The sequence below is a fragment of the Thermoactinomyces sp. CICC 23799 genome (assembly GCF_016055145.1).
Taxonomy (GTDB): Bacteria; Bacillota; Bacilli; order Thermoactinomycetales; family Thermoactinomycetaceae; genus Thermoactinomyces; species Thermoactinomyces intermedius.
Genome location: NZ_JAECVV010000005.1, coordinates 219,625 through 234,801 on the forward strand (window position 1 = coordinate 219,625; position 15,177 = coordinate 234,801).

General features: G+C 41.7%; 25 protein-coding genes. 22 read left to right on the top strand and 3 right to left on the bottom strand.

Annotation, left to right across the window (positions count from 1 at the left end):
- The first annotated feature begins 37 nt into the window (after positions 1-37).
- The 3 genes from I8U21_RS08860 (at position 38) to I8U21_RS08870 (ending at position 1,274) form a co-directional block, all read left to right on the top strand.
- Positions 38-541, top strand: coding sequence for a DinB family protein (locus tag I8U21_RS08860; protein ID WP_181732852.1), 504 nt, complete (start codon positions 38-40; stop codon positions 539-541).
- A 195-nt stretch (positions 542-736) separates the two neighbouring features.
- On the top strand, positions 737-1,003 hold the full coding sequence (locus I8U21_RS08865; protein WP_181732851.1) for a hypothetical protein: 267 nt from the start codon (positions 737-739) through the stop codon (positions 1,001-1,003).
- A complete protein-coding gene (locus tag I8U21_RS08870) occupies positions 987-1,274 on the top strand; it encodes a hypothetical protein (RefSeq protein WP_181732850.1) in 288 nt (95 codons plus the stop codon). The genes I8U21_RS08865 and I8U21_RS08870 overlap by 17 nt, the downstream gene beginning before the upstream one ends.
- Positions 1,275-2,825: 1,551 nt before the next feature.
- On the opposite strand, the gene I8U21_RS08875 is transcribed toward I8U21_RS08870, so the two are convergent.
- Positions 2,826-4,256 (bottom strand): recombinase family protein, encoded by a 1,431-nt coding sequence (locus I8U21_RS08875; protein WP_198053757.1) that lies wholly within the window; start codon positions 4,254-4,256, stop codon positions 2,826-2,828.
- 563 nt (positions 4,257-4,819) lie between these two features.
- A complete protein-coding gene (locus I8U21_RS08880; protein WP_198053758.1) occupies positions 4,820-5,200 on the bottom strand; it encodes a helix-turn-helix domain-containing protein in 381 nt (126 codons plus the stop codon).
- A 230-nt stretch (positions 5,201-5,430) separates the two neighbouring features.
- On the opposite strand from I8U21_RS08880, the gene I8U21_RS08885 reads away from it, so the two are divergent.
- From I8U21_RS08885 to I8U21_RS08960, 17 genes are all read left to right on the top strand, one after another.
- Positions 5,431-5,676: a helix-turn-helix domain-containing protein gene (locus I8U21_RS08885; protein ID WP_198053759.1), complete on the top strand. Its 246-nt coding sequence runs from the start codon at positions 5,431-5,433 to the stop codon at positions 5,674-5,676.
- Between the two features lie 136 nt (positions 5,677-5,812).
- Positions 5,813-6,067: a hypothetical protein gene (locus I8U21_RS08890; protein WP_198053760.1), complete on the top strand. Its 255-nt coding sequence runs from the start codon at positions 5,813-5,815 to the stop codon at positions 6,065-6,067.
- The gene (locus I8U21_RS08895; protein WP_198053761.1) at positions 6,042-6,500 is read left to right on the top strand and encodes a hypothetical protein; all 459 of its coding nucleotides are present in this window, start codon (positions 6,042-6,044) and stop codon (positions 6,498-6,500) included. The genes I8U21_RS08890 and I8U21_RS08895 overlap by 26 nt, the downstream gene beginning before the upstream one ends.
- A 42-nt stretch (positions 6,501-6,542) precedes the next feature.
- Positions 6,543-6,794 (top strand): hypothetical protein, encoded by a 252-nt coding sequence (locus I8U21_RS08900; protein ID WP_198053762.1) that lies wholly within the window; start codon positions 6,543-6,545, stop codon positions 6,792-6,794.
- On the top strand, positions 6,794-6,916 hold the full coding sequence (locus tag I8U21_RS15185; RefSeq protein ID WP_255516953.1) for a hypothetical protein: 123 nt from the start codon (positions 6,794-6,796) through the stop codon (positions 6,914-6,916). Before I8U21_RS08900 ends, I8U21_RS15185 begins: the two co-directional genes overlap by 1 nt.
- A 26-nt stretch (positions 6,917-6,942) precedes the next feature.
- A complete protein-coding gene (locus I8U21_RS08905) occupies positions 6,943-7,227 on the top strand; it encodes a hypothetical protein (RefSeq protein ID WP_181732297.1) in 285 nt (94 codons plus the stop codon).
- A 46-nt stretch (positions 7,228-7,273) separates the two neighbouring features.
- The gene (locus I8U21_RS08910; protein ID WP_181732298.1) at positions 7,274-7,471 is read left to right on the top strand and encodes a hypothetical protein; all 198 of its coding nucleotides are present in this window, start codon (positions 7,274-7,276) and stop codon (positions 7,469-7,471) included.
- A gap of 55 nt (positions 7,472-7,526) precedes the next feature.
- The gene (locus tag I8U21_RS08915; protein ID WP_198053763.1) at positions 7,527-7,670 is read left to right on the top strand and encodes a hypothetical protein; all 144 of its coding nucleotides are present in this window, start codon (positions 7,527-7,529) and stop codon (positions 7,668-7,670) included.
- 89 nt (positions 7,671-7,759) lie between these two features.
- Positions 7,760-8,725, top strand: a complete 966-nt coding sequence (locus I8U21_RS08920) for a hypothetical protein (protein WP_198053764.1) — start codon at positions 7,760-7,762, stop codon at positions 8,723-8,725.
- A 3-nt stretch (positions 8,726-8,728) separates the two neighbouring features.
- Positions 8,729-10,024: a replicative DNA helicase gene (locus I8U21_RS08925; protein ID WP_198053765.1), complete on the top strand. Its 1,296-nt coding sequence runs from the start codon at positions 8,729-8,731 to the stop codon at positions 10,022-10,024.
- Positions 10,025-10,029: 5 nt separating this feature from the next.
- Entirely contained in the window at positions 10,030-10,194 is a 165-nt protein-coding gene (locus I8U21_RS08930) for a hypothetical protein (RefSeq protein ID WP_198053766.1), read from the top strand.
- Positions 10,187-10,474 carry a hypothetical protein gene (locus I8U21_RS08935; protein ID WP_198053767.1) on the top strand — a complete coding sequence of 96 codons (288 nt, stop codon included), beginning with the start codon at positions 10,187-10,189 and terminating at the stop codon, positions 10,472-10,474. Before I8U21_RS08930 ends, I8U21_RS08935 begins: the two co-directional genes overlap by 8 nt.
- Positions 10,449-10,655, top strand: a complete 207-nt coding sequence (locus I8U21_RS08940; protein WP_198053768.1) for a hypothetical protein — start codon at positions 10,449-10,451, stop codon at positions 10,653-10,655. Before I8U21_RS08935 ends, I8U21_RS08940 begins: the two co-directional genes overlap by 26 nt.
- A 17-nt stretch (positions 10,656-10,672) precedes the next feature.
- Positions 10,673-10,858: a hypothetical protein gene (locus tag I8U21_RS08945; RefSeq protein ID WP_198053769.1), complete on the top strand. Its 186-nt coding sequence runs from the start codon at positions 10,673-10,675 to the stop codon at positions 10,856-10,858.
- 202 nt (positions 10,859-11,060) lie between these two features.
- Positions 11,061-11,420, top strand: a complete 360-nt coding sequence (locus I8U21_RS08950; protein WP_198053770.1) for a RusA family crossover junction endodeoxyribonuclease — start codon at positions 11,061-11,063, stop codon at positions 11,418-11,420.
- A gap of 426 nt (positions 11,421-11,846) precedes the next feature.
- Entirely contained in the window at positions 11,847-12,245 is a 399-nt protein-coding gene (locus I8U21_RS08955) for a sigma factor-like helix-turn-helix DNA-binding protein (RefSeq protein WP_198053771.1), read from the top strand.
- A 14-nt stretch (positions 12,246-12,259) separates the two neighbouring features.
- Positions 12,260-12,454, top strand: coding sequence for a helix-turn-helix domain-containing protein (locus I8U21_RS08960; protein WP_198053772.1), 195 nt, complete (start codon positions 12,260-12,262; stop codon positions 12,452-12,454).
- A 288-nt stretch (positions 12,455-12,742) separates the two neighbouring features.
- On the opposite strand, the gene I8U21_RS08965 is transcribed toward I8U21_RS08960, so the two are convergent.
- Positions 12,743-12,880 carry a hypothetical protein gene (locus I8U21_RS08965; RefSeq protein WP_198053773.1) on the bottom strand — a complete coding sequence of 46 codons (138 nt, stop codon included), beginning with the start codon at positions 12,878-12,880 and terminating at the stop codon, positions 12,743-12,745.
- A 133-nt stretch (positions 12,881-13,013) separates the two neighbouring features.
- Between I8U21_RS08965 and I8U21_RS08970 the strand changes: the two genes are divergently transcribed.
- Entirely contained in the window at positions 13,014-14,066 is a 1,053-nt protein-coding gene (locus tag I8U21_RS08970) for a site-specific integrase (protein WP_198053774.1), read from the top strand.
- Positions 14,067-14,508: 442 nt separating this feature from the next.
- Complete coding sequence (locus I8U21_RS08975; protein WP_198053775.1) at positions 14,509-14,943, top strand: hypothetical protein; 435 nt, start codon at positions 14,509-14,511, stop codon at positions 14,941-14,943.
- The last annotated feature ends 234 nt before the right edge of the window (positions 14,944-15,177 follow it).

The following is a 15,177-nucleotide window of genomic DNA, read 5'->3' on the forward strand; positions in this document are numbered from 1 at the left end:
AATAACAGCAGTCAATCAACAATGGAGGAATGAGGAAATGTACGTAACCGTGTCAGACTTCATCAAAGAGTGGAACCGGGAAGCCTTTTTGACACAAAACGTATTGGACGGGCTGACCGATGCTTCCTTAAAACAACAAGTTTATCCCGGAGGCCGCACACTGGGGAGAATCGCGTGGCATTTAACCACCTGCATCCCGGAATATTTGGCTGAATTCGGCTTGAAAATCGATCCGGTGGAAAATGCCGATCAAGTTCCGCCATCGGCCAAAGAAATCGCCGAAACCTTTAAAAACGTAAGCGCCAATGCCGCCAAAGCCATTTCGCAGCAGTGGAATGACGAGACATTAAAAGAAGTGCAAACCGCTTTCGGAAGAGAAGAGACCAATGCCCAAATTTTAATGGGACTGATCAAACACACAATCCATCATCGCGGCCAATTGACGGTTCTGATCCGGCAAGCCGGATTAAAACCTTTTGGCGTTTATGGTCCGCCCAAAGAAGATTGGATCCGTTTGGGCGTGGAAAATCCCCCTCTGTAAAACTCTTCTGTGTGCCCGGGATTCAGGAGAAAAAAACCGGCTGTGAAAAGTACAGTCGGCTTTTTTGGAAAAGATCAAAGCCATTCCTCCGGATGATCCGCCCATTCCTGAACGGCGTTCATAAACATCTCCGTATGATATCCATCACAACGCCGGGAAATTAAACACATTCCGGAGTTTGAGGGGTATAAACCGTTGACAGTTGAGCAATTTGCGGAAGCCCGGATGGAGGAGTTTTATAATGCTCTCCGGCAGCTTGGGGTACCAGCTGAAAATCAGCATATTGAATATCTTGATGATCCGAACAGCGACGGCGGGGAAAGTGTAACGGTGAATGAAGCGAAAAACATAATTCAAAAGTATATTGACCTTTATCCGGATGCTGACCACTATACCTTGAGTTATCACGATATCCATCCAGGACCATGCAGCATGTGGACAAGCTTTGCAGGATCTCTATGATGAAGGGGCAATTCAATATTATGTCCGCTTTATCATCAGTATGGCCACAAGGGATGACTATGAATCCCGTGGCGCAGCGATTCCTGGCGGCGGTTGGAAAGATACTCCCACGGATAACACTATCAAGCAACGTGTCATCAATGCTTGCCGGTGTTATGCTGCCTGGGCTCCGAGGCTCGGTGCATATGCGATCGGATATCATTCAGTCAGCCGTCAATTTGATAAATTATTGGCCGATCCGTTCCATTATCTCCATATGCCTGGGCAATAATTAAAAGCCCTCTCCATATCCGGAGAGGGCTTTTTTGTTTCAATCCTCCAAAAGAGGTGTAACCATTTTGACAGTGTATCAGGGATGTAAGAATCTGAACGAGGTTTGGGTGTTTCAATCCTCTAGAAGAGGTGTAATCATTCTGACCTGAAGAAGGCCGAGGAACACCAAAAAGCCGGCAATGGTTTCAATCCTCTAGAAGAGGTGTAATCATTCTGACGAAGAAGCGCACGGCGAATCTACACAAGAGGAAGAGGTTTCAATCCTCTAGAAGAGGTGTAATCATTCTGACGGCATATGTCTCAAACCCTTGACACGCTTGAGGTTCAATATCGTTTTTCGAGCACCTTCGTTTTTTAAAGAGCATTTAAGTTATTTTTTATGTATCAGCTCAAAACGAAGTGGCTTTTTCCTTTATTTCATACGGGTTTCAGCTATTGCGAGCAACCCCGGGGGTTTTTGGCATATCAAGGTGCTCGAAAAATCCTTGTATGAACATCAAAAATATCAACTAATTTCAGTCTACAAAAAAATAAAATTCTTGTAAACCTTCAGTGAATCCCGTGGCGCAGCGATTCCTGGTGGCGGTTGGAAAGATACCCCGACGGATAACACTATCAAGCAACGTGTCATCAATGCTTGCCGGTGTTATGCTGCCTGGGCTCCGAGGCTCGGTGCATATGCGATTGGATATCATTCAGTCAGCCGTCAATTTGATAAATTCTTGGCCGATCCGTTCCACTATCTTCACATGCCAGGACAATAATTAAAATCCCTCTCCATAACCGGAGAGGGATTTTTTGTTTTTAATCCTCTTGATGAGGTGTAATCATTCTGACACAAAGCAAAGCGACTGAGGATACCTTGCGGCTTTTTTAGTTTCAATTCTCAAGATGAGATGCAATCATTCTGACGGAACAGCGGCTTTCGTGATGGTGTACATTTTCGAGTCAGTATTCGTCTTTTGTTCGATGTTTCAATCCTCTAGAAGAGGTGTAACCATTTTGACGCAGTAGAAAGTGAGAATCCCTGCATGATGAAAGTTCTCGTTTCAATCCTCTAGAAGAGGTGTAACCATTTTGACTGCATGCGTCTGAAACCCTTGGCACGCTTGAGGTTCAATATCGTTTTTCGAGCACCTTCGTTTTTTAAAGAGCATTTAAGTAATTTTTTATGTATCAAGTCAAAACGAAGGTGGCTTTTTCCTTTATTTCATGCGGGTTTCAGCTATAGCGAGCAACCCCAAGGGTTTTTGACATATCAAGGTGCTCGAAAAAGAACTTCTGTTACAAGCTTGAATATCAGAAATATCAACTAATATCAGTCTACAAAAAAATAAAATTCTTGTAAACCTTCAGTTCTAATATTAAAGCCCTCTCCGGAAAATGGAGAGGGCTGTTTTTGTAATCCTCCAAAAGAGGTGTAACCATTCTGACAACAGAAATTGTATGACGAGTATCAATATCAAAAGAGTTTCAATCCTCTTAATGAGGTGTAGTTATTCTGATTAAAAAACAGTCATTCTTTCATTTTCACCTTTTTAAAAATAAATTAGAGTAGCTCGTAATCTGTGATGATCGGTTTTATATGTGGGCGCTCCCCTTCTGTTTTGATATAGATCCTGGAAAAAATCATGTTTAAAATCTCTTTTTGCTCTTTCCTGGATAGGTGATACCAGATTTCTTTCAAATTCTTGAGTGCATCGATGATTTCGTCTTTACTTACATCAGTTTCATTGGGGACCGTGTTGAATGCTTCTAACTCTTCCATCAATGCTTCTTCTTTTTCCTTTTCCTCGTTCATTCTTTCTTTCAGCTCTTCCAAACTAATCGCATCGTTTGCAAATGCTTCTTGCCATTTGCGGCGGCGTTTTTTTATTCGTTGCAGTTCTGCTTCAATCTGTTTTAGTCGAAACTCGTTGTCAGTCTCTTCTTTTTCTGATTCCAGGGCCACTTTACTTTCTTCAATAATCAGATTGATTTTGTTTAGTAGTTCATCTACAAGTCGTTCTTCAAGAACAGTTGAAGCCTGGCAAATTCCCCTGGCGGTTCCATTACATCGATAGTAATATGTAACTCCGCTTTTGTTTTCCTGGCGTGCTCCTGAGTATGGAGACCCGCATCTGGTACAGAAGAGTATTGTGGAAAACGGATAGTCGCTTGTATGAGCTTTTTTTCTTCCACCGTGTCGCTTTTTTAGGATCTCTTGAACCTCATTGTATTCTTCTTCACTGATCAAAGCCGGGTGGTTACTGTCGATGGTTTCTTTTTCCCCGTAGCCGTTCCGGTTGACTAGATAACGGATTTTCCCGGTGTATGTAGGATTTCTAAGCAAATATGCCACTTTGCTACCGGTCCAGTTGCCCCCTTTTGGGGAGTCGATCCCCTGTTTGTTGAGTATTTTCGCGATCTTATTTATGCCCATCTTTTTTGCACTGTTGAAGATCCATCTAACGATTTGCGCTTTCTCCTGGTCAATCACCATCTTTCCATCTTCGTCTATCCGATAACCAAACGCTGGCCCTCCTATCCTCTTCCCTTCTAAAAACTTCCGCTCCAAGCCCATTTTCACCCGTTCTGATAAGTTTTCCCTTTCCCATTGGGCCATAGCCCCAACGATTGAAATAAATAGTCTCCCCATCGCCGTTGTGGTGTCAAAAACTTCTGTAACGGACTTAAACATGATGTTGTGTTCATCAAAGATGTTCAGAAGTTGATGAAGATCGAGCACAGAACGGACCAGGCGATCCAAACGATAGACGACCAGGACATCAAACTTTTTAGATTTTACGTCTTGTATAAGCCGTTGCATAGATGGTCTATTCAAGTCTTTTGCAGAGTATCCGTCATCTTTATAAACTTCACCAAGTTCCCACCCTTGGGACTTGATAAAGTCGGTGCATCGTTGCTGTTGAGCGGCCAGGCTAAAACCTTCTGCTGCTTGCTCGGCTGTCGATACCCTGATATAGATGGAAGCTTTCATATAATCCATCCTTTCAAAAAACGCCAGGGGCAAAAAATTCCCCTGGCGAAAAAACATATTAGACACACTATTATCTTACTTTATATTTCGCTAAATTTCATGATGTCTGTTAATGCTCAATTGAACACCAATAAAAAGGTTTATATTGCCCCTGATTCCTAATGTACCGATCGCCTTAAAAAATGATGAACTTATATACCTGATTTGTATATCAGTTCATATTTTTTATGTTATAATGAAACGCTCGTCCGCGAACAAATGTTCTTGATAAGGACTTAAAATAGACATTTTTACCGAATAAGAATAATAGGTAATTAGTCAGTGAAATCTTTCTTGAAAGAGGGATTAACATGGCTATATGTATACAACAAAACCACTGCCGATTCCCCAAAAACGACAGTGGTCAGAACTTAGAGTACGTGTTGAAGGAAATATGGGAACTTTTAAGCATAGACTCATCCTCCATGGACTTGGACTGTAAAAACTTGGCCAATTACCTTTATTCAAACGGCTACATAAAAGAAATAGAATTTACATCTATGCTAAAAGTTCTATACTTTTAATCAGTTTTTTTCCCTGGTAGAATCATTTTCATCCTCAATTTTTTTTTCTTCTTTAATGCGATCACGGATCATTGTAAAAAACTCCGTTAGAATTTCGCGCTGCTCAGGTGTTAGCTCCTGGCCACCCCAGGTGGCTTTTTTGTTTTCAAGTGCTTCCTTGATGTCAATTTGAGCCCCAGAATGTTGTTCTCTTCCCAAAAGATAATCAACACTTACTTCAAAAAAGTTAGCTATCTTAGTAAGTGTTTTAATATCAGGTTCCGCCTTGTTTGTTTCATATTTAGCTAATGCAGATCTTGTAATTTCAATTTTTTTAGCAAATTGTTCTTGAGTTAGTTTATGTCTTTTTCTAAGACTTGATATTTTCTCACCTAAAGTCATTTTAAATTGCACTCCTCCCCGCTTTGTTCGCTTTTGGCACTTTAACTCCAAGTTTAATTATATACTTTTTTATTGAAATATACACCACCTTCTTGAACCTACTTATATCTTCTATAGTATTTATTTATGTGATTTTATTTCACAAAAATAGTTGACATGTTCACAATACGAACATATAATATGGTTAGAAGTTGTTCCTTATAGGAACAATCAATTAAGGAGGTAAACGGATGAATGTACGACAGAAGATAAAGGAAAGAAGAAAAGAATTGAACTTAACACAAGAGCAAATAGCAAGAAAATTAGGCAAAAGCCGTTCCTGGTATACAAAAATCGAGATTGGTATTAGAAATATTAAACTAGATGATTTAATCAAGCTGTCCAAGGCATTAGAAGTTGATCCGGTTTTTTTTATAGATTTTTGTGAAGGAAATTCACAAATGAGAAGTGATAAAAATGAACAACAAGCCTGTTGATCAAATTGTCGTTCCGCCTGAAACTGTACAAAAGATTGTTCCCATCATTTATAAGGCATTAAAACGGATCAAGGAAGAGGAAGTAAAAAAGGAGGTTGGTTGATATGGCAGATCGCCATTGAAAGGAGGTGAAACAATGGAAAAACACCACAGATACATTGGTGAAGCGGTTGAGGTGACTGATGATGGCCGATTATTACTGAAATTCAAGATCATGCAAGACGGGATCTGGTATGGAACGCTAAATCCTATAGGCGCGGAGAAATGGGGAAAGTTTCGAGGATTGAAAATGCCCGCCGAATCAACGACGGGCACTAAACAAAAAACACCTAAAAAAATTATAACACAAGCGAGGAGTGATGAGAATGGAAAACCATTTGCAAGTGATTGAAAACGAACAGGAACCGAAAGTGATCGAATATGTCCCATCTGTGGCACAAAGTGTGGATCTTGCATCGCAAAACCTCAAACAAATGTATGCACTCGCCAAAAAAGTAATGCGTCACGGTATCGACTACGACACGATTCCCGGCACTCCTAAGCCGTCTTTGCTCAAACCTGGAGCTGAACGTCTCCTGCAATTTTTCGGATTGGGCCATGAGGTTGAATGTGTGAACAAGGTTGAGGATTGGGAGAAAGGGTTTTTCTTCTACCACTACCGGGTGAAAATTACTCATCCAAATCATCCGGGATTCGTAGTAGCCGAATGCGAAGGGTCCGCAAATAGCAAGGAAAAGAAATATCAGAATCAGGACCCCTTCACAATCGTTAACACACTCCAAAAGATGGCCATCAAGCGGGCGCTTGTGGGAGCTACTCTCTAGGCAACCGGGGCCAGCGGGCTCTTCACTCAGGATGTAGAGGATATGGATTTGCAGCAACCAGCAGCACAGCCGGCCCGGCAAACGCGATATCAACAATCAAGCCAGGTAATCAGCGATAAACCAGCAAGCCAAAAACAGATCAATGCCATCTGCGCGATCGCATCTAGCAAAGGGATGACTGATGAAGAGCGTGACAAAGTGGTGAAAGAACTAACCGGCAAGGATAGCAAGAAAGACCTTACTTCAGCAGAAGCAAGCCGGGTGATTGAGTACTTGCAAGGAGGTGGGAACTGATGGATATGGACACTTTGTATCAACAGATGGAACAAGCACTTTTGCTTCATGATCTGGAATGGGCATATAGCATTTTGCAAGCCATGAAGGAATTAAAGGAAGAACAAAACGGGGCTGCATAAGCCCGATCAAAAGGGGAGGAGAAAAAATGGCAAAAGGGTTCTATTTCGAATGTGATTTTTGCGGTGAGATTGTAAAAACGGATATGTCTGCATCTCTAGACACTGAATCTTGGGATGTGGATTTGCCTGAGGGATGGTTAACAATGCAGACACCATATTACAATGGCGGGTCCTATTACACAGACATGATAAGAAAACATTATTGCTCAATAGATTGCGCCGAATCAGCACTGACTGAATGTAGAAAAAAAATCGAGATAAGAAAAAAAGAATGGGAAGCAATGGTTATCGAAGATGAGGATGCATTTTGAACAAAACGGGGCTGCAAGCTCAGCCCCGAAGAAAGGAGCAAACAAAATGGTCAATTATACTTTTTATTCTACAAAACCGGCTGGGAAAATCCAAGTTGGTGACCTTTTGAAAACTGAGAAGGGGAAACAGACGAAAATCACAGACTTGTACCGTCATCAGGGAGAAACGGTGTTTGTTACCGATCGCTTTGGTCTTGTCTTCGAAAACGAAATTGAAGTGAAAGGAAAGATGCAACATGTTTAAAGTCTACTGCAAACACCCGAAATTCGGAGCAGTATCGCTAAGGAGTTTTGAAACTATGGAGGGTGCTCTGAAGTATACCGATTTTATGCGGAAAATTTCCCCTGAAATCACCGTGGTTGATGAGATGGATTTGACCGTCGTTGAAGTGAAGGATCACAAATACGTATTCCCGGAAGAATTGGTGGTTCAAAACAAATAATCGTCGGGGCTTAACTGCCCCGGTTCCTGGTTTGAAAGATGTAGGGTAGCCTATCCGGCTTTCACAACGGAACTGATGGGGGTTTAAACGTGAAAGGATGGATCAAAGATTATCGTCAAGAACTCGACAGTGATATTTGGTTAATGCCGCCTTTATATCATCGAGTTTGGCAATGGATTAAATACAAGGTGAATCATGAAGAAAGCCATATACCAATGAGGGATGGCGGCAAGCAAAAGATATTAAAGGGGCAACATATGACATCTATCAGGCAAATTGCACAAGGAGTCGGCTGGTATGAGGGCCGCAAGTGGAAGGAACCAAACCCGAAAACGATTCGTTCTATTCTAAAGTGGTTGGAACAGCAGGAAATGATAACTATAACAGCACTTAGGGGTAACAATGGTTACACATTAATAAGCGTTATAAATTGGGAAGTTTACCAATCAAAAAACGAAGAGGGTAACAATGAACACCCATTTGAGAAACAATCAACGGACATAAACAAGAATGATAAGAATGAGAAGAAAAAAGAAAATCCTCGTAAACGCGCAAAACGCATTTACGACGACGATAGCCCTTATATGAAAATGGCAATCTACTTCAAAGACAGGGTCCTTTCTTGGAAGCCTAATGCAAAAGTTCCCAATGATCTGAACAGATGGGCTGATGATTTCAGAAAGATTCATGAGCTTGATAAGCGCACCAAACAAGAGATTAAGGATGTCATTGATTGGTCTACTTCCGACAGCTTTTGGCAGGCAAATATCTTATCTCCTGGCAAGCTGAGAAAACAATTTGACACCTTGCAAGCTCAGATGAACCGGAAAGTTATAAAGATGCCAGAAAAACCGATGTCTTACTGGGAAGAAAAGCAAAGGCGGGAGGAAGAACTTGAACGGAAACGCTTGGCTGAACGGGACAAGCAAATGAAAGTACAAAGGTTTATAGAGGTGACGGGTCTTCATCCTATGAAGCACAAGGATTTACTTAGGGATTATCTGGAGGGTCGTGTTACCCTGACTGAACTGAAAAAAAGAAGATGGGGGAGCTAATCAATGAGTATGGAAGCGGAAAAAAGCGTCATCGGTTCAGTTTTGATGGATTCGATGGCCATCGACAAAGTCCACTGGTTGGAGCCAAGAGATTTTAAGGACCCGGCTCACTCGCTTATCTGGTCCGCAATAAAGCACATGTACAAAAAAGACCAAAAAATAGACCTGGTCACGCTGACAACGCAGCTTGATGAATATAAAAGACTGAACGAGATCGGTGGTGTTCTTTATTTACGCGAGTTGTTAAACACGGTAATCACAACGGCCAACGTGGAATATCACGCGAACATCGTTCGGCGAAACGCAATCAAACGCCGTGCGACAGATATCGGTCATCAAATAGCAGCCTTGTCCGAGAAGCCGTATGACGATTTAGAACAGATGTTTCAAGAAGTGGAGAGGTTAGCCGGGTCCATTCGCCCAGAGAGCCAAACGGATCTAATCCATTTAGAAAATGCAGAAGACGAGTACTTTGATTATCTGGATCAGGAAGATGATTTTATCAAAACAGGATTCAAGAATTTTGATGAATGGATTGGTGGTCTTGGGCGCGGTTGGCTTTATGTCTTGGCTGCTCGGCCATCGGTTGGTAAAACTGCCAAGATGCTTCAGATGTTGAGGGGGATTGCTTCCCAAGGCAAGGGTCAATGCCTAGTCTGGTCACAGGAGATGAAGAGGACTGCGTTAATTAATCGGATGATGGCGTCCCTGACCGGGATTCATATGAATACATTTCGCTTAAAAAAGCTGACACCCCATGAAAAGAAAATTGCTCGTGAGGTTTACAGAAAGGAAATCGCTCCTTTGCCGATCCGAATCGCAGACAGCAAAAACGTAACAATTGAGGAAATTGCAGCCACAGCACGCCAGGCAAAGAGGGAAAATGGCCAAATTGCTGCGATCTTTGTTGATTATCTTGGGATCATGAATATCCCCCAGCCGCCGGGGATGAGCCGTCAACAGGCAATTGGGCAGGTTACACAAGCGGCCAAGCGTTTGGCGATGGAACTGGATTGTGTTTTTGTCCTCCTGGCACAAATGAACCGTGAAGGAAAAAAAGCAATTGAACCTTCGCTGGAACACCTTCGCGAATCGGGAGACATTGAACAGGACGCTGATGTTGTGGAGTTCCTTTGGGAGGACCCAGAAGACACAGATCCGGGACCCGATGCATTAGGAGCAAAAGTCATCCAATCCATCATTGCCAAAGGGCGTGACGTTGGAGTAAATCGTTTCCGTTACGGATTTTTTGGCGCTTACCAGCATTTTGTTGATCTTCCGAAGCTTGATGAGGAGTGAACAACATGGAAATTGAAAAAGAGTATTTCGCTCTTTTGGAGCGGATCGTTAAAGGCGCTGAATACCTAGAAAATCCTTTGATAAAACCTGAAGACTATGCAAAAGGGATGAGACTTTATAACGAGCTTTGCAGGAGGGCACATGAGTTAAGGAGTGAGATTCATGAATAGAGCAGCAAAACGCCGGGGCCGTCCCGCTCAAAGTGAACCTAACTATATTGCTTGTCTTGACTGGAATTTTGGCTGGCAACATCCGAGGGATTTCGAAGAGTTAAAACGCGCTTGGGAGCAGGGGTACGGATACGAAGACATCGCCAAGGCGCTTGGACGGCCAGAAAATGAAGTGATCATGTATATCATGGACCAATGGGTGAAAGGAAACTTACCCGAACGTCCTGGAGGCATCTGGGGAAGGAGAAAAAGAAATGAAATTGTTTCTAGCAACACATGATGCTCACTTTATCGGACCAGGTATGACGTTAGTTTTGGCAGAGTCAGAAGAGATAGCCCGTGCGATGGTGGCGGAAGAAATCAAGAAACACGGCCTTTCTCCTTTTGAACAGCCCATCGTTTTAGAGAAAATCAAAGTGGATCAGCCTTTTGCTAAGGTTATTTGGGACGGGGACTATTAAACGAGGAGGCGGAGAGGATGAGTTTCCGATTTGAGCAAGTTGAACGATTTGAGATTTGGTATCAGGGCGAAAAAATCGGTGAAGCGGAGGACTTGTTGAAGACGGAAAAGCTTATTGAAGAACTTGAGGCAAAACTTAAAATCCATGCAGATCAGATGGTTGTAAAAACGATATATCGAGAAGGGGATGAAGAGAGAGGATGAGCTTGCCGGCAGGATTTGTACAAATCGATTTGTTTGGAACTGAATCTAAAGAGGACCCGATATTGGCTAAACCAAAACGTAGGAAAAGGAAGAAAGGCATTGTCTATCGTTGCCCTCGATGCGAGAAGACGATTGAAATAGACATCCCGGCTGTAGTCGTCATTTGTGGTTGTGGGCGGCTGATGAAGAGGGAGGAGAAACAATGAAATTCACAGTACCTGGGCATCCGATCCCGGCTGTAAGGATGACCCGACGCGGAAAGTTCGTCAAAAAGGCAGCCGGCAGGTATTTGGCATATAAAAACCATATTGGATGGTGCGCAAAAGCGGCAGGAGTAAAACAGATAACTGGAGATGTTGTTGTGATTGGAACTGCCTATATCTACGGGCGATCTGGCGATATTGATAATTTGGCTAAGGCTTGGCTGGATGGTTTGAATGGAATCGCTTGGATAGATGACAGACAGGTGAAGCGATTAATTGTTGAAAAACGGAAGGTAACAACTAAAGAAGCAGAGCGGGCAGAAATAGAGATCCAGGAGGCGAAATTAAATGAGATTTGACGGGGACCTGGTCACTATCTATACCGAAAGCGAATCGGAAATGGAACAGATCAAAAACGCGGGCTACAAGACAATCCGAAAGGGCAATGGGTGGTTCTGTGAAATAGATATCTCTTTTTTGCGGGGGAAGAAGTGAAGAGCATGAGCAGATACAGAACTGAAGAGTATACAACCAAAGAACTTGCGTATATCTGTAAGTTCTATGAATATGATGGACCATCCCGTTTAGGTATGGCCTTAAATAGATCGTCAAAGTCGTTATCGCAAATAGTACGAGAACTTAAGAAGAAAGGTGAATATGAGTTTTATAAAAAGCTTTGGGATAGGTTGTGTGAAAAAGGTGCATAAACAAAAAGAGCAGCCCAAAACAACGGGCTGCACTGTAGTTAATCCAATAACCATTATAACATATCAGGAGGGGTCAGGATGGGAGCAGCGGCAAGAAAATGGAGAAAGCCTGAATATCGGAAAAAAGTTGAAGAGCTTTTAAGTGAATATATACCTTTGAAAAAATCGCTACAAGGGTGGGAACTGTTCCCATCCTGTGTCCCGATTTATGGGGAAGAAGGGGTTATGTCCTCAGCCAATGGATCATCTACAGAAAGTTACGGTCTAAAACGGGCAGAACGAAGAAAGAAGATCGATCAAATAGAAAAGGCATTATCTGTTTTAAACGAGGATGAAAAGGAGGTTATAAGGAAAACTTATTTCGAAGAATTAAGTGTAATTATGGTTTGCGAAGAATTAAGTATTAGTCCGGCCAAATATCGAAGGATTAAAGCAAAGGCAATTGACAAGATCGCTATAGTTTTAAATTTGATTTGAGGGAGGTTTATATTTTGATATCATATGATCCGCTTTTTGCTACATTGGAGGAAAAGAAAGGGAAACTTATTGATTTGGTCAATGCAAAAGTGATATCAAAACCAACTGCGGCCAAATTTAGGAAAGGCGAATCGGTCCAGCTTTCGACGATTGCCGGCATATGCAAATACTTAAATGTGCCCATTGAAAAGGTTGTAAGGATCGAATGAGCGTTTTTTGAGCGTTTTTTGAGCGTTTTTTTAGGGTAAAACGTGGTACTATGATAGTACCTAATAAAAGGTACATTAAATGGATCAGTTTGAATCTATTCCATTCCAAAACTCCTCCCCCAATTTGTAAGTCATCTGCAAAGGGGAAAGCGGCCATAAGAGCCGCTTTTTTATATCGCTAATAACCGGGAGTAACTAAAAAATATGGAGGTGCGTCCCCTCTCTTCTCTCTCTATATGTAGTTCTCCCGGTTTTTTTATAAAGAAAAAGCCGCCTTGTTGGGCGGGGTTATTGCTTTTGGCGTTCTAGGTTTTCTTTAGCTTCTTCTGCTGATCTCTTAGAGGCTTTGGCTTGCGAAAACGCAAAAACTGCAGAGATTAAGGCGACAGATGCACTTAAGATAGATATGAAAACATATTGGTTCATAAACATTCGCCTCCTTTAATATTAATTTCGTATATTTTCGTGTTATCCCTCTTGAAAAGAAATAATGTACCTCCTCGATTTTTATGTACTATAATGTAGATTATAGAACGTAAAGAGCCGGGGAGGTATATAAATGGAAAATGAAATCATGCTGGCGGATCAGTCAAAGCTTTCTACAGATGTGAAAGAAGTTCCGCTGACCGATCTGGCTTTGGAGTATATGCAAGCCAGCAAGTCAGAAAATACATTGGCCAATTATCGACACAGCATGAAATTGTTTAATGAATATATGATTGAACAATATGGACTGGATATGCGTCAGACTGATCACTGCCGACAAGTGACACAACAAATGATCTGCAACTATCTTTCTTATCTCACTAGTGAGGAAAGAGCAAAGAAAGGGAAGAAGTATAAGCCGCTGAAAGCCTCGTCGGTGTTACGCCATTTGTCTGCTATTCGGGATTTTTTTGGTTATATCCAAGAAAGAGCCGAAGAGCAAGGGGAGTTGATACCAAACCCGACAAAAGGGAAAAGAGTGGACGATACTGTAAAAGGAATCCAGCGACGTTTGGGGACCGCGCCAATGCAAAAAAGAGCCATAACTCCTGAAATTGAAATGATGATATTAAGTGAGATTAAAGGGGAAAGATTGGCAGATTATCGGGACGCGGCAATTATCAGCCTGGGCTTTGCCGGAGCGCTCAGACGCTCGGAAATAGCGCAAATCAACATAGAGGATATACATTTCAAAGATTCCGGACTTCTCCTCTATTTACCAAAGTCGAAAACGGACCAAACAGGGGAGGGGAAGTGGTTACACATAGCTTATGGGAAGAATCAACATATTTGCCCAGTCCGCCTGGTCGGGAAGTGGATCAGGAAAAGCGGGATAACAGAAGGTGCTTTGTTTCGAAGCATTGGGAAAGGAGATAAATTAGGCGAACGTATTCATCCAGCTTCTATTGCCCGTATTGTTAAGAAAAGAGCAAAGCGAGCTGGTTTGGATGAATCGCTTTTCTCTGGTCATTCAATGAGGAGAGGCTTTGTTACTCATGCCCGTGAACAAGGATTAGATGCACTTGTTATTATGGAACATACCAGGCATGAACGTGTTGAAACCTTGAGGCGTTATATTGAAATGATCGACGTTGAAAAGAAAAGCATAACTAAAGGATTATATTAGGTTGATTGCACAAAAAAAGCTACCCAACAGAGGGTAGTTTTTTGTTTCGGGGAACGTTAATTAGTTGTAGGTGCTTCAATTATATATTCGCAGAAAATGATGAATTAGTGTCAAAGTAAAACAGGAGTAATCCTGTAATTGTTTGACAGAATGTGATTGTATTAAATGTGTGTGCTTAACACGCAAAATATTGCCCTCTTACCGAATAATTAATAGGGGGGATAATTTTGGAACTTGAATCTCAAATTAAAGCATTGCGTTATGGCCGTTGATCGACCTTTATGCAACTATTGTGATATAAGTAATGGTGTTAAGCAAATGGTTGAAGAAGTAGGTTTAGATGAGTTAAAGGTTATAACACCTGATGGAGTTAGAATAATAAAACCCGATCCTGTAAAAAGAAGAACTTCTTGGGATGTTATAAGGTGAGGTGGGTGTTATTATGAGTAAATGGGAACTAACTATTTTCAAGCCAGGTGGCGGGAAAGAAAAGATTAAAAATCCGGATTGGAAACAAATCAAAAGTTACTTGGATCAAGTTGATGGAGATCAAGTGGGTCGTGATTACTTTGATACTTTATATTTAACCAACCCGGATATTGGTGATATGACCGTCACCGGGGGAAATGAAATCGATGGCCGTCGACTGTACGCAGTAATATTTTTCCCAGTAGAATTTGATTATCGTAAACAATATTGTTTGGCAAATCCCGAGGTTCAAACACGAGATGAAGAATTTGAAATGATCACGAACCAAGGAGTGGGGATGGATTATAATAAGGAATTGTTGGTGGAATATGATCCTATGATTCAAGCTTTTAAATATTTCTTTGAAACAGGAAAACTTGATGATACATTGAAATGGGATGAGTGGTAGGATACTAGGATACTTATGGGTTCGTTTCCGCTATATTTGGCGTAATATATGAAGCGGGATTTCCCCTTTTAATCGTCCTAATTGCACAGAAGCAATTGATTAAAGAGATTTTGATGATTTCCAAAGCTGATATTCTGAAATCATCAAACCCTTTCCCATGGCCATTTTTGGCTGTGGGATTCTTTATTTTGTTAAAGCACAGTTCATTTCACAGTTCAAACCACAGTTACACAG

Coding starts and splice junctions, on each gene's coding strand:
- I8U21_RS08875 (WP_198053757.1), bottom strand. CDS start 4,256: ATGAAAGCTTCCATCTATATCAGGGTATCGACAGCCGAGCAAGCAGCA.
- I8U21_RS08940 (WP_198053768.1), top strand. CDS start 10,449: ATGAAATTGTTTCTAGCAACACATGATGCTCACTTTATCGGACCAGGT.
- I8U21_RS08880 (WP_198053758.1), bottom strand. CDS start 5,200: ATGACTTTAGGTGAGAAAATATCAAGTCTTAGAAAAAGACATAAACTA.
- I8U21_RS08975 (WP_198053775.1), top strand. CDS start 14,509: ATGAGTAAATGGGAACTAACTATTTTCAAGCCAGGTGGCGGGAAAGAA.
- I8U21_RS08895 (WP_198053761.1), top strand. CDS start 6,042: ATGGAAAACCATTTGCAAGTGATTGAAAACGAACAGGAACCGAAAGTG.
- I8U21_RS08885 (WP_198053759.1), top strand. CDS start 5,431: ATGAATGTACGACAGAAGATAAAGGAAAGAAGAAAAGAATTGAACTTA.
- I8U21_RS08955 (WP_198053771.1), top strand. CDS start 11,847: ATGGGAGCAGCGGCAAGAAAATGGAGAAAGCCTGAATATCGGAAAAAA.
- I8U21_RS08905 (WP_181732297.1), top strand. CDS start 6,943: ATGGCAAAAGGGTTCTATTTCGAATGTGATTTTTGCGGTGAGATTGTA.
- I8U21_RS08890 (WP_198053760.1), top strand. CDS start 5,813: ATGGAAAAACACCACAGATACATTGGTGAAGCGGTTGAGGTGACTGAT.
- I8U21_RS08950 (WP_198053770.1), top strand. CDS start 11,061: ATGAAATTCACAGTACCTGGGCATCCGATCCCGGCTGTAAGGATGACC.
- I8U21_RS15185 (WP_255516953.1), top strand. CDS start 6,794: ATGGATATGGACACTTTGTATCAACAGATGGAACAAGCACTTTTGCTT.
- I8U21_RS08900 (WP_198053762.1), top strand. CDS start 6,543: ATGGATTTGCAGCAACCAGCAGCACAGCCGGCCCGGCAAACGCGATAT.
- I8U21_RS08970 (WP_198053774.1), top strand. CDS start 13,014: ATGGAAAATGAAATCATGCTGGCGGATCAGTCAAAGCTTTCTACAGAT.
- I8U21_RS08860 (WP_181732852.1), top strand. CDS start 38: ATGTACGTAACCGTGTCAGACTTCATCAAAGAGTGGAACCGGGAAGCC.
- I8U21_RS08965 (WP_198053773.1), bottom strand. CDS start 12,880: ATGAACCAATATGTTTTCATATCTATCTTAAGTGCATCTGTCGCCTTA.
- I8U21_RS08925 (WP_198053765.1), top strand. CDS start 8,729: ATGAGTATGGAAGCGGAAAAAAGCGTCATCGGTTCAGTTTTGATGGAT.
- I8U21_RS08930 (WP_198053766.1), top strand. CDS start 10,030: ATGGAAATTGAAAAAGAGTATTTCGCTCTTTTGGAGCGGATCGTTAAA.
- I8U21_RS08945 (WP_198053769.1), top strand. CDS start 10,673: ATGAGTTTCCGATTTGAGCAAGTTGAACGATTTGAGATTTGGTATCAG.
- I8U21_RS08910 (WP_181732298.1), top strand. CDS start 7,274: ATGGTCAATTATACTTTTTATTCTACAAAACCGGCTGGGAAAATCCAA.
- I8U21_RS08915 (WP_198053763.1), top strand. CDS start 7,527: ATGGAGGGTGCTCTGAAGTATACCGATTTTATGCGGAAAATTTCCCCT.
- I8U21_RS08935 (WP_198053767.1), top strand. CDS start 10,187: ATGAATAGAGCAGCAAAACGCCGGGGCCGTCCCGCTCAAAGTGAACCT.